Genomic DNA, 13,104 nt, shown 5'->3' with positions numbered 1-13,104 from the left:
GGTGTCTTCCGTCGGACTCTTCCGATAGAAAACATTTGGCTGGATTGGTTCACACAGCGCCAGGAATACGTCTCCCTCACGAAGGAGTACTTTTTCGCGAAACACGGTGCCCCGATTCCTGCGCGCCCGAATTACCCGGAAGGTGAGCTCGTACTCCCCTGGCGGCAAGCCGACGAACATGGGGCGCTTGAAGGTAGTGCCGCTCATCCCGCAAAGCGTCTCCCCTCCCCACTCAATTGTGACGATCGACCATTTGAGTGTCATGCTACGAAAATTGTCTCGCATCGCACAGTGGAAGAGCAGCCCTGACTTCCCACGCCTCCTTGCGTACCAAAGAAGGAGGCGAGCGGACGTAGGCACCTTTGAACCGCTTTCGGTTCGGCTTACCCGAGGTGGCTGCTCTTCCATAATTTTTTACTCCCTCAAATTCGATCAATCGCGATCCCGGTTGAGCATTGGTGAGCTTATGCCCAAACCAGTGGCAAGTATGGAGCCAGCGCCGGCGACTTTGCCGCCCGCCTTCGCGAGATATGCCCCAGCGCCGATTGCGCCACCTTTAAGCTTCCCCGAATTCCCCGGCCGACCTAAACATTGATTCTGATGCCTTTGCTGCCTCAAATCCGACACCTATGAATCCCACACCTACCGCCCCAGTTGCGCATCCATTCCAGTTCTTCCTTACGCATGCGTCTGCCGTTGTTGCGACAGCTAGAGCCGTACCGAGGTAGAACGCAGCGACCGCAGCGGGGCCAAGAGGAGTAAACATGGACCAGGACAAATGAGGAAGCGCGACTGCAGTACTAGAACCCAAGGAATAGAATTTTGATGTTTATCAAAGCGAAAATCGACCCCGATACCGCAAGGAATGCGGCCGGAACTCTCAAGAAGATTTCATTGCGATAGAGGACCGAGAACACCTCATCCCCCAAGAAATGGCAGCCACCTCGGCGCAGCCTCGAATGTTAAACGCCAGGAGGGATCCAATAATGGCGACAACTACCCCTATGATTAGCTCTCCGTAATTGACAGAGTGCGAGGTTCGAGCCGCGAGGATCATTTCGTACATTCTTACCTCTGGAGAAGACGGGGATTCCTTGCCGGCTGATCCTGAACCCATTGACCGAAGTAACCTTGCACACCACTGCTGCCATGCCAATTCCGAACGGGGCAACCAATGCGCCACAAAGGACGGACCAGGAACACCGGCGCAGTAGTTTATCGCGCCCTGTCGATATCATGACGGTTCGTCGCTACACGTGGAAGATGTATCTTGAGAGTCCGTACAGTAGCGTGTGAAGCGCTGCGACAACCAGTGGAACTCTCAGAGACAAGGAAAAGGTCTGAAGTATCCTTTCGTTTTCGTGATGATCCGCGCTGCTCATAAATGGGAGAATTTCACGCTTGATCAGCTTGGCTGATGGATAGCCAACGAGCTGGCCAATCATCGAGGCGCTTACCACGCGTCCCTTGATTTCGCTACCGTCTCTGAGTTTGAAGGTCAGCCCGTTGCTGACGCTCACTCTGTTTATTTGTCCGTAGGGGATAACGCTCTCCGTTACCCAATTTCGCACTTTGATCGATCTTTCGGACAGCGTTATCTGGGGGCGAACGGCGAGTACCCATGCCATCCAGGCAATCGTGACGCTAAGGGTTCCACCTGTGAGTGACCTATTGATCAATGATTCCTCCACTTTCCCTGGAACTAGTGCAACGAACGCCCCTACCCCGAACATTGCAACGGTCGCAGCCAGGCCCAGGTAGCGCACCTTGCTGTAGAATTTCACGCCTTTTTGGGTGACGGCTGTAAAATTATCCAAAATAGTAAGTGCCCGCTCACGTGGATCAGTGGGTGTACCCGCCCTCGCCGGGGAGAGGTGAGGTTTGTAGGCGATCAAATAAGTTGGCGTCCCGCGCAAGGGACCGACTGCCGTACCGGCGGGCAAAGGTGCCCGATCAACGGACTCAGGATGCGCTTTCACATTTCACCTGGTCGTTCACCCATTTCCGGCTGACGATCTTTCCCTCCGACGTCAGGTATTCTCCATCCTTCAGGGGTGAGGATGGTTTCGCACATGGCCAGGAAAATGTCCCCTTCCCGGAGGCTCACCTCTTCCCGAAACACGGTTCCCTTACTCGCGCGCACAGAGCGAAACGAACATCAAGAAAAATATCCCATGCCCAAACTACTCATCGGCACGAAATAGGAATCGATTTCCCGATCGACCAAGCAGGCCAAGCGGCACCCATACGCGGTGGCCGAAAGGCACCCATCCCGGCCGCACATTCCACTGAGCATGAGTATCTGACCCTTAGGTGATCGTGACAGCCAATTACTCGCTGACACCTCTGAGGGTGACGGATTTCCAGGGGTGAGAGCCGCCACCCTCGCGAACTGCGAGCGCGTTTGCACGTTCTACAGAAGTCTCACGAATGTACGCGCATCGCGCTCAGGCTGCGCTTTCACATTTCAGCTGATTGTTCACCCATTTCCGACTGACGATCTTTCCGTCCGACGTCAGGTACTCCCCAGCCTTCAAGGGCGAGGATGGTCGAACTGACTGGTCTATCCAGTCACCCTTGGCAGACTTATGACCATCGCGTGAAATTTCGTCGACACCAACATAGAACCCCTCAGGTATCGCCTTCGTGAGGGGGGTTCCTCCCTGACGGAAACTGTCCGGCGCTCCCACCGTGAAAATGCCTCGTGCCACCTCGCTGGACGTAGCACCCTTAGCACTCCACAAAGTCTTGAAGCTACTCTTCTCGCCGTGCTGCACCCGGATGGTGATATCGGCACCCGACACCTTGTACCCAGGGCAGATGGGGTAAGCGATCACGACGTTCCCGTGGTCGTCCCATCGGTACCCGAACCTCAGCGAACTTGGATACGGCCCTCTGCACGATGTAAGGGCGGCGGTGAGGAGAAGCAGCGCCGCAACTGCAGTCCTTCCCGGCCTTCTCAACACGGAAGGTATCCGCCTTTCCCTAGGTCGGCATCGATCTCGTACCTGTTTTGGCAAGGGTCCATGCCAGCCGTGAAGTACTTGGGTACAAAGCTGAATCCCGACTTTTCCCACTGCTTGGTGTGGACTCTCTCATGCTCCAATCGCTGAGGGTAGATATATTCTCTTCGAAACCCCGTGACATACGTTCCACCAACGTTTGTCCCTCCACGTCCGTACATGGGTTGCGCTGTCTGGCACACTGTCAGCCCTTGATCTTCAAAGCACTTGGCTCCAGACACGCGTGCCAGAGTCTCGTAGGTGGCACCAGCCAGATGACTCTCCAGCTTGTTGACCTTCCCTATGGCACCCTGCAGGGCCGGCTTGGACTTGTTCCACGCCGTTCCGTAGTTTCCCTTGAGGACGCTCACAAGGACACCGTCCTTCTTGCGGCGTTCTGCCTCGGCTCTGGCCTGCGCTGCCGCTTGTGCCTCGGCTGAACCGCCCCGGGTTCGATAGAGACTCTAGATTGTGGCTGTGACCTGGGGTTCTTGTGTGTTTTGGTAGTGGGTGGCTTCGTATTCGGCGGGTGGGGCGTGTCCGATCTCACCGTGAAGCCGACGGTGGTTGTACCAGTCGACGTACTCAGCGGTGGCCAACTCGACGTCGCTGAGCGCCTTCCAGGGCCGTTGCGGCTTGATGAGTTCCGTTTTGTAGAGCCCGATGGTCGATTCCATCAGGGCGTTGTCGAGGGCGTCCCCGACAGTGCCGATGGATGCGGCGATCTGTTCGGCGGCCAGGTGGGTGGCGAGACGGAAGCTGGTGTACTGCGAGCCGGCATCGGAGTGGTGGATCAACTCCCGTGCGGTGACGGGGTTTCCGGCCCGGTCGCGCTGCCACAGCCCCATCTCCAGTGCGGACAGAACCAGCGGGGTCTGCTTGTTCGTCGCCGCGGACTCCGTCTTGTACTGATCACGAGTCTCCAGGACCAGACGCACGGCCCGCTCCTTGAGCTCCTTCGGATATCGCTTCGCCATAACGGACTCGATCCTTCCAAGGAAACGAGCCTCGATCAAATCCGGAACGGTTCACTTGTCGCACTTCATCTGGTCGTTCACCCATTTCCGGCTGACGATCTTGCCGCCCGATGTCACGTATTCGCCAGGCTTCAATGGGGATGAAGGGCGGACCGACTGATCTATCCAGTCCCCTCTGGAGGATTCCCGATCACCATCCCGCTTGATTTCTTTCACACTTACATAGAACCCTCCGGGCAGCTTACTTATAAGGGGTCTATTTTCGTGACGGAAGCTATCTGGTGATCCTACCGAGAAAAGCCCTTGTGCTACCTCTTCGGAATTTGCCCCTTCTGCGCTCCACAACGTCTTCGAGCTGACCTTTTCCCCATGCTCCACATGGACGTAGACCTTGGCCCTGGACACCTTGCTCGCCGGGCAGATGGGGTAGGCGATCACGACGTTCCCGTGGTCGTCCCATCGATACCCGAACCTCAGTGCGCTTGGATAGGGCCCCTTGCAGGAGGTTAGGGCAGCGGCGAGGAGAAGCAGTGTCGTGATTGACGCTCTTGCCGACCTTCTCAGCATGGGAGGTATCCACCTTTCCCTAGACCTGCGTCGATCTCATACCTGTTGTGACAGGGGTCAGTTCCAGCCATGAAATATTTCGGCACGAAGAGGAACCCCGACTTTTGCCACTGCTTCGTGTGCACTCTTTCGTGATCCAGCCGGTCGTCTTCGACGTAAGCTTTTTCAAATCCCGTGACGTAAGTTCCTCCGACGTTCGTCCCTCCGCGTCCGTACATGGGTTGCGCTGACTGGCACACTGTCAGGCCCTGTTTCTCAAAACATTTGGCCCCAGACACGCGTGCCAGAGTCTCGTAGGCGGCACCAGCCAGATGACTCTCCAACTTGTTGACCTTCCCTATGGCACCCTGCAGGGCCGGCTTGGACTTGTTCCACGCCGTTCCGTAGTTTCCCTTGAGGACGCTCACAAGGACACCGTCCTTCTTGCGGCGTTCTGCCTCGGCTCTGGCCTGCGCTGCCGCTTGTGCCTTGGCTCTGGCGGCAGCAGCCGCTGCCACGTGTGCGGCTCTGGCGGCAACCGCCGCTGCGGCGTTGTAGTGGAATACCTTGTAGGTGCTGGGGTTTGCCCGGTATGCCTGGTAGCGGGGATCGAACCAGGACTTGGGTGTCTGGTGCCAGACCCATTTGCCGCTCTTGTAGGTGTAGCCCGCGTTCATTCCACGGTCTTCTGCCCAGCGGTCGTCGTTGTACGTGGCGCCGCCGGCCGGGCCGTCCGGGCGGAGGCCGTCCGGGTCGGATTTGGTGAGGGGGCTGTTGTGGGCGTAGCTGTAGGCGTTCATCTGGGCCGGGTCTGCGGTGTCGATGATGGGGTCGACGCTGAGGAAGCGGCCGAGGGTGGGGTCGTATTCGCGGGCGCCGAGGTGGGTGAGGCCGGTGGGGTCGTTGGTTCCGCCGACGAAGCCGCGGTTTCCGAAGGCCGTTGACTGTGAGGATCTGAGCTGGCCGAAGGGGAGTTGTTTCCTTCGGGTGATGGCGAGGGTTCCGACGGCGATGGCGCTCATCGCGGTTCCCTGGTGGTCGCTGATGAGGTAGGAGACGGTGCCGCTCTGGGTTGCGGTTTGTCGATGGCACGGAGCTTTCGCACTGGTCCACACGCGAGTTGGCAAAATACCTGAAGCGGACCGAGGGCATCTCCGTGTCCTGGCACTACATCGCGCGAATCTGGCGCGAGGAGCATCTCAAGCCGCACCGGAACGGCACCTTCAAGATCTCGAAGGCCCCCACGTTCGCGGAGAAGGTCGCCGACGTGATCAGCCTCTACCTCGCCCCACCTGGTGGCGCGGTGGTCCTCTCGATTGACGAGAAGACGCAGATCCAGGCGACGAGCGAGAAGCGCACCGCCGACTACGTCCGGCACGGCACCACGAACCTGTTCGCCGCCCTGAACGTGACCGCCGGCGAAGTGATCGGCGAGTGCAAGCCGACCCGGAACGGCAAGGACTTCCTGGCCTTCTTGAAGAAGGCGTCAGACCGCACGCCGAGAAGGACATCCATGTCGTCCTGGACAACCTCTCGACGCACACCACCCCGGAGGTCAAGGAGTGGCTGGCCAAGAACCCGCACGTCCACTTTCATTTCACTTCCGTCGGGTCCTCGTGGCTGAACCTGATCGAGATCTGGTTCGGAATCCTGACCCGGCAGTCCATCGGCCGCGGCAACCTTCTCCAGCGTCAACGTCCTGATCAAGCAGGTCCGCGACTACATCAACTCCTGGAACGAGAGCGCGAACCCGTTCACCTGGACCGCGACCGCTGGCGAGGTCCTCGCGAAGGTCAGACTCGTCGCGACCAACGTGAAGAAACTCGTCAATAACAACTCGAACTGACATGAACGGGATCACGAAACACTAGGCTTCAAAAGGGCCCTGCGGCCAGGACAAATGAAGAAGCGTGACTGAAGTACTAGAACCCAAAGAATAGAATTTTGATGTTTATCAAAGCGAATATCAACCCCAATATTGCAAAGAATGCGGCCGGAACTCTCAAGAAGATTTCATTGTGATAGAGGGCCGGGAACGCCTTATTTCCCAAGAAGTCGGCAGCCGCCTCGGCGCAGCCTCGAGTGTTCAATGCCAGGACGGATCCAAATATAGCGACAATTGCCCCGATGGTGAGTTCTCCGTAGTTCACAGAATGCGAGGTTCGAGCCGCAAGGATCATTTCGTACATTCTTACCTCCGGAGGCGCACGGACTGATAGGTCCGTGCGCCTCAAGTGATCGCCAAAGTTACCGGGTGAAGAGGTGCCCTATCCTAGTGCCATATGCGCTCTGTACACCTACTTCGACCCCAACCCCGGCCCCTGCAGCCAAGGAGGTGGCCGTGACAGGCTCTCCGCGACTATTTCGTACTACAGTAACCGAATTCCCCGACCGATTTATGGCGTATTCGTGACTGCCGGAGACTTGCACGCCCATCCCAAGGGATGCATTAGCTCCGGTACTGTCGCCTCGCAGCTGTTCGAAATCGTCAGCGTTGCTGCCATACATCTCGTACTGCAGACCGGCCCCGAACGACAACATCTCCGCGCCGTAGTTGGCAGACAGCCCATAGTCTGTCTTTCCGTCGGGGCGCTTGGTAGTGACCAAGCAGACTTGCCCAGTGCCCCCGACTATGAATCCCGCTGAACCGCTAAGGCAGCGCCCCGCAGTATCTCCCGAAGTGTAGCTGTTCCACAACTTCTTCAGGTTTCCGACGGTCATCTCCGAGATGGCCTCTTTGACGCCCATCTCGCGGCGCTCGGCATCGGCGTTAGCTTTTCGGGCGGCCGCTAGTTTGACAGCTTGAGCTCTTTTCGCAGCTACCGCCTGCGCATTGTAGTGGAATACCTTGTAGGTGCTGGGTTTTGCCCTGTATGCCTGGTAGCGGGGGTCGAACCAGGACTTGGGTGTCTGGTGCCAGACCCATTTGCCGCTCTTGTAGGTGTAGCCCGCGTTCATTCCACGGTCTTCTGCCCAGCGGTCGTCGTTGTACGTGGCGCCGCCGGCCGGGCCGTCCGGGCGGAGGCCGTCCGGGTCGGATTTGGTGAGGGGGCTGTTGTGGGCGTAGCTGTAGGCGTTCATCTGGGCCGGGTCAGCGGTGTCGATGACGGGGTCGACGCTGAGGAAGCGGCCGAGGGTGGGGTCGTATTCGCGGGCGCCGAGGTGGGTGAGGCCGGTGGGGTCGTTGGTTCCGCCGACGAAGCCGCGGTTCCCGAAGGCCGTTGACTGTGAGGATCTGAGCTGGCCGAAGGGGAGTTGTTTCCTTCGGGTGATGGCGAGGGTTCCTACGGCGATGGCGCTCATCGCGGTGCCCTGATGGTCGCTGATGAGGTAGGAGATGGTTCCGCCGGTGCGGACCGCGACGGTTTCTCCGTTGTGCGTGTAGTAGCGGGTGCCGGTTTTGGTGCCGTTCGCGGCCAGGTCGAGCTGGTCGCCGTCGGGCAGGGTGAGGGTGCTGGAGCCGTCGGCGTTCTTGGTGATGAGCCGGTTGCCGTCGGCGTCGTAGAGGTAGCTGCTGGTCTTGCCGGCCTCGGTGAGGGTGGCGAGGTGGCCCTCCGGGTCCCAGGTCAGCTTCTGGGTGGTGGTGCCGATGGTGCGCTTGGTGGTGTTGCCCGTCTCGTCGTACTCGAAGGTGCTGGTGCGGCCGTTGTCCGGGCCGCCGTTGACCGTGGCCTGCTGCACACCGTGGGGCAGGCCCGTTCCGGGCGCGGGGTGGGTGTAGGTGGTGGTCGCGTCCGTGCCGGTGGTCGTGGCGGCGTGGTCGGTCTGCTCGGTGCGGTTGCCCAGGGCGTCGTAGCCGTAGCTCTGCCAGTAGGCGTCGGGCCCGCCAACCGTCGCTGTCGAAGGACCAGTGGCGCAGTCCGTCTTCGCGGTCCATGCCGCGGAGAGCCGGCCCAGGGGATCGTTCTTGAAGCACTGGGTGTCGGTGGACTTCTGCGCGTCCTGGCCGCTGACCGATGTCACTCCTGTGACGTTACCGGCGGGGTCGTAGGAGTACGAGGTGTCGTCCACGCGCTGGGGTGCGATGTCCCGGTCGGTGATCTGCCGGGTCACGCGGCCGGTGTGCTCGTCGTAGATCTGGGACTTGTAGACCTTCTTGCCCAGCGTGGCTCCGTACTCGAGTCGCTGGGAGCGGGAGAACTCGTCGTAGGTCGTGTTGGAGACCAGGACGCCGAGTCCCCCGCTGACGCGGAAGGGCAGGTCGTCGCTGTTGTAGTTGGTGGTGACGCGGTCGGCGGGAATGTTCCCGACAGCGGGGTTCAGCGTCCAGAGCAGAGCACCGGTCTCGGGCTTGTAGCCGTAGGTCCAGGTGTACGTGCCCGCCAGCCCTCCGGCCGCGGAGGGAACCGTGGTGGTGGTGGACGTGGGCTGGTACCGGTCGTCGAAGGCCCCGGCGGCGGTGGTGTACGCGGCGCCGTCCACGTAGCGCGTGCTACTGGTGAGCTGCCCCTTGGCCAGGGTGTCGTAGGTCCACTTCGCCAGTACGGTGTCGCCCTGCTTGACGCCGGTCTTGCGTCCGAGCTTGTCGTACTCCGTGGTCAGGGTGATGTGACGGTCGTTGGACGCAGCCGTGACGCGACCGGCGGCGTCGTACGTGCTGTGGACCTCGCCCTGGTCCGGGTCGTCGACCACGGTCTTCTGGCCACGGCTGTCGAAGGTGTAGCTCCAGACGTTGCCGTCCGGGTCGGTGACCGACTTCGGTTCGTCGTACTTTCCGTACGTGTACGTGGTCTTCTGTGACGCGGTCCGTGCTGTGTCGGTGTACTGGAGCAGTTCGGTCGTGCGGCCACGCGCGTCGGTCACCGTGGTTGAGGCGGTTCCGCCCTTCGGCGGGATCACCGTGGTCCGGTCACCGCCGAAAGCCGTCTTGGTGCGCCACTGCTCGTCCCCGTACTTGACCGACAGCGAGTCGGTGATCCGGCCCGTGCCGTCGAACAGGTTCTGTGTCGCGGCCGGGACCTTGTTCACCGTGGTGGACACGAGCTTCGCCGAGGGAAGCCCGGTCGCGTAGTAGGCGGCGTACGACTGCCAGGCCCAGCCACGGGTGTCGTACATCGTCTCGGTCATGATGCGGTCCTGGGTGCCGCTGGCCGGCGCCTGCGTCTGGCGTTCGCGCAGCAGCCCGTCGTACAGCGCGTAGGTGGTGCGGTAGTCGCCGTTCTGCTTCAACGTGCTGGTGGCGACGGCGTTGGCAGCCGTCTTGGAGATCGTGTAGCTGTACTGGGCGGACGGCTTGTCGGCGTGGTCGGCCTTGGCCCATCCCGGCTCCCACACCTTCAGCACGCGGCCGAGGCCGTCATGGACCGCGTCGGTGCGCTTCCCATTTGCATCCACCTCCGCGGTGGCGACGCCGCGGGCCGGCTCGTAGGTCGTGGTGGATTCGTGCTTCAACGCGTTGGTCACCTTGACCGAAGTGGGGGCTTCGGTGGTGGCCGGGGTGTATGCGGTCGTGGTGGTGTTCTGCAGCGCGTCGGTCGCGGTCTTCTCGCGGCCGTGCTGGTCGTAGGTGTGGGTGGCGGTGGTGAGATAGCCGGTGCCCTTGGCGTCCTGTTCGTCCAGGCGGGTCACATCGCCCTTGACGGGGGCGGTGGTGAGGCTGGTCGCACCGTCGTAGTAGTTCCGCTGTGCCGAGATCAGGTCATCGGGCAGCGTGGGGGTGGTACCGCACGCTCGGGCAACGGTCTTGGCCTCGGAGACGAGCGTGAGGATGTTGGCCGTCGCGTTGCGGGCGTAGGTCGTGGTGGTGCATTGCTCGTCGCCCGTCTTCGCGGTGTCCCCGAGTTCCGACTCCGTGAGGATCTGGCCCACGGCGTCGAAGGTCCGCTGGACCCGGGTGGTGCGCCACCCGTCCCCCACAGCCGTGCGCGTCTGCTCGCTCTCCCCGCCGGTGGCGTATGCCTTGAGCGCGGGGAGGCCTTCGGCCCTGGTCTCCGTGGCGGTGGCGGCGGACAGCCACGGTACGAAGCTCGTCGTCGATTCCAGCTTGCCGCCGTCACCGTTGTAGGTGGCCTCTTCGCGGGTCATCCCCGCGAAGGCCTCCTTGTCGGTGACAGCGACGCCCTCGTGGTCCTTGACGGCCGCTCCGTCGATGCCCCTGAAGTAGCGGTACTCCTTGAGCGTCCGCTGGTCGGGGGCCGCGCCGGTGCGGACCCGGACGCGGCCGTAGCCCTTGCGGTCGCTGTAGGTCAGGTGCTTGGCGGTGGTGAACTCGTCGTCCTTGGACTTGGCCCAGCCCATGCCGTCCTGGTAGCTGTAGTTCGTCTGCTTGGCCGGGGCTCCACCGGTGTTGTCCGTCTCCAGGATCTGGGTGACGACGTAGGAGTGGAACCAGTCCAGATACGGTTCGTAGTTCGCGGCGGGTGCGTCGGGCGGCGACCACTTCACGGGGTAGCAGCGTCGCGTGTTGGACGCGGGGGACGGCACGTCGCCGGCCTTGCAGTCGGCCGGTGAATACGTGATGCCGAGGGTTCCCCCGGTCTCCGTGTTGATGCCGTAGACGCGGTAGCGCCACATCGCCGGGACGGGGTCCGGATCGCCGCCGGTGGTGGCGCCCTCGACGCGGTTGGGAAGCGTCAGGCCCTTGAAGCCGACGGCCGGCAGGGTGACGTCGCCGGTGCCGGTGTGCCCGGTGCGGGTGATGGAGGCCAGCCACAGGGCCGGGTCACTGCCGTCGCCGGTGCTCGGGTACTGCTGAGCCAGGGCCCAGGTGTCGACCGGCTTGTACGCGCTGCCGACCCGCACCGAGGTATCTATCTTGGTGATGCGCTTGCGGCTCCAGAAGGACGGGGAGTACCGGTCCTTGCACTGGGTGCCCGAGGCGCAGTAGCGGTCGAAGGGAACGTCCGGCCAGTTCTTCGCGTGAGCCTTGTCGAAGGTTCCGCAGTCGCTCAGGCAACGCTCGGAGGTCGTGAAGTCGACCTTGGCCGCCGGCTTCTCGTAGAAATTGGTGGAGCGCAGGCCGTACTCGATGCGCTTGAGGGAACCGCCGCGGTCGTAGACGGTGGCAGTGGAGTCACCGGTGGACGGGTTGACGTTACGACCGTAGTAGTTGGTTTCCTTGTCCCAGTAGTACGTCATGGCATCGCCGTGCGGGTCGATGACCGCGTCCAGATTCCAGCGCCACGCCTGCTGGCACCAGGAGTCCTTGAACGCCGTGGCGTGGCAGGGCTCTCCGGTCTGGTTGCCGTAGACCGGAACGGTCCAGGTGGAGTTGGTCTCGGCCTTGCCCGTGGCCCAGCCCTGGGGCCGGTTGTAGCCGAAGTAGTAGATGGTTCCGTCGGGGGTGGTGACGCGCCAGTACTCGCCGTCGTTGTCCCCGTTGGCCAGGTCCGCGTTGGTGAGCTTGACGGCCTTGGTGCCGTCGTCGCTCTCCAGGTGCCACTCGCCCGAGACCGTGTCCTTGACAAGGCTGTTGGACTGGCCGCCGAGGTTGATGACGGCGTTGTCCTTCTTCCAGCACAGGTCACCGACCTTGGCGGTGGTGTTGCTGTTCTTGGTGTCGTCCGAGCACGAGACGTACTGGCGCTCGATGTACCCCGGCTCCATCGACCAACCGTCGCCGATGCTGTTGGCCTGGTTGTTCGTGGACGCGGTGCGCCCGTCCACCGACTGCGAGGAGTAGCTCAGCTTCAGGTCGGGCGCCGTCTCGCCGGGCACGTCCGGGACGCCGATCGGGTAGTTCCACGAGAACGCGCCGTTCGAGCCCCCGGCAGCCCACGAAGAAGACGGGGCGAGGGACGTCGCCTTGAAGTTGCCGGACGGCCCCGACTCGGCCGCCGTCGCGGCGAGGAGAACCGTCCCATCGGCCAGCGAGAGTTCCTGGCCGTGCGCCGTGACGGGCGCCGGAACCGATGCCTCGTCCGTGGCGGCGAGCGCGGGTGCGGCCGTGGGGAGAGTCAGCCGCGTCGTCAGGGAGCCGGCCTTGGTGTCGTTGCTCGTGGGCAGCGTCCGGCCCACAGCACAGCCCTTCCGGCCCGGAGTCGTCGCAGCGCAGTCAGGCAGCTGCCGCAGGGTCAGGCGGGAGGCCCAGTCCCCGCCGTAGGCATTGCGGAATCCGGAGTAGTCGACCTGGACGTCCACCGCGCCCCGGTCCCCTTCTGTGGGCCTGATCGCGAGTACGACCCCGTCGACGCCCAGGTTCTGGGTGGCCGCGCGGTCGAGTACCTGCACCTGGACCCGCTCGGGACCCGTCGGGTTCGTTGTCGCGCCGGCCTTGCCGGCAGCGCCGGCCTTACCGGCAGCCGGGCCCACGCGTACGGGCAGGGAACCTGCCTTGAGGGAACCGGTCCGGCGAAGCTCTGCGGTGGCGGTGCCCGCCTCCGGCCAGGTGACCCGAGGCTGCTTCCAGGGGTGCTGGAGCGCCCGGTCGGGTTTCGGATCCGGCTGTTTCTTCACTTCGGACGTGGGTACGGGGTCGGACTTCGCCAGCTTCAGCAGCTGTAGCTCGGCGGCGGCCACAACAGGTCCGGCCAGCAAACTCGCAAAAAGGAACGCGGTCAGCGCGACGGCTATCAGCCGCACCCGCCGCCCCATGCGTCTCGTGTCGACGCCCCCACCCAAGTACATGCGCGAAACTCCCC

The 13,104-nt window shown here is 62.3% G+C and carries 7 protein-coding genes and 1 pseudogene; 1 reads left to right on the top strand and 7 read right to left on the bottom strand.

All coding sequences use genetic code 11. From position 1 onward, the window contains the following. Positions 1 to 1,250: 1,250 nt before the first annotated feature. From ACZ6S6_RS25950 to ACZ6S6_RS25930, 5 genes and pseudogenes are all read right to left on the bottom strand, one after another. Positions 1,251 to 1,784 (bottom strand): hypothetical protein, encoded by a 534-nt coding sequence (locus ACZ6S6_RS25950; RefSeq protein WP_362960462.1) that lies wholly within the window; start codon positions 1,782 to 1,784, stop codon positions 1,251 to 1,253. 1,175 nt (positions 1,785 to 2,959) lie between these two features. Beyond that, positions 2,960 to 3,373, bottom strand: coding sequence for a hypothetical protein (locus tag ACZ6S6_RS25945; RefSeq protein WP_362960459.1), 414 nt, complete (start codon positions 3,371 to 3,373; stop codon positions 2,960 to 2,962). Between the two features lie 93 nt (positions 3,374 to 3,466). After that, positions 3,467 to 3,979, bottom strand: a complete 513-nt coding sequence (locus ACZ6S6_RS25940) for an integrase core domain-containing protein (protein WP_469707078.1) — start codon at positions 3,977 to 3,979, stop codon at positions 3,467 to 3,469. 51 nt (positions 3,980 to 4,030) lie between these two features. Beyond that, positions 4,031 to 4,417 (bottom strand): hypothetical protein, encoded by a 387-nt coding sequence (locus ACZ6S6_RS25935; protein ID WP_362967559.1) that lies wholly within the window; start codon positions 4,415 to 4,417, stop codon positions 4,031 to 4,033. Between the two features lie 847 nt (positions 4,418 to 5,264). After that, a pseudogene (locus ACZ6S6_RS25930) lies at positions 5,265 to 5,601 on the bottom strand (RHS repeat-associated core domain-containing protein); the annotation flags it as partial. A 358-nt stretch (positions 5,602 to 5,959) separates the two neighbouring features. On the opposite strand from ACZ6S6_RS25930, the gene ACZ6S6_RS25925 reads away from it, so the two are divergent. Next, a complete protein-coding gene (locus ACZ6S6_RS25925) occupies positions 5,960 to 6,358 on the top strand; it encodes a transposase (RefSeq protein ID WP_469707077.1) in 399 nt (132 codons plus the stop codon). 89 nt (positions 6,359 to 6,447) lie between these two features. On the opposite strand, the gene ACZ6S6_RS25920 is transcribed toward ACZ6S6_RS25925, so the two are convergent. Beyond that, complete coding sequence (locus ACZ6S6_RS25920) at positions 6,448 to 6,714, bottom strand: hypothetical protein (protein ID WP_362962102.1); 267 nt, start codon at positions 6,712 to 6,714, stop codon at positions 6,448 to 6,450. A gap of 58 nt (positions 6,715 to 6,772) precedes the next feature. Further along, positions 6,773 to 13,090, bottom strand: a complete 6,318-nt coding sequence (locus ACZ6S6_RS25915) for an RHS repeat domain-containing protein (RefSeq protein ID WP_469707076.1) — start codon at positions 13,088 to 13,090, stop codon at positions 6,773 to 6,775. Positions 13,091 to 13,104: the final 14 nt, after the last annotated feature.

The organism is Streptomyces sp. NPDC048671 (assembly GCF_055587045.1).
The sequence above is the reverse complement of the archived record's forward strand: the minus strand, read 5'-3'. Positions and strand labels throughout refer to the sequence as shown.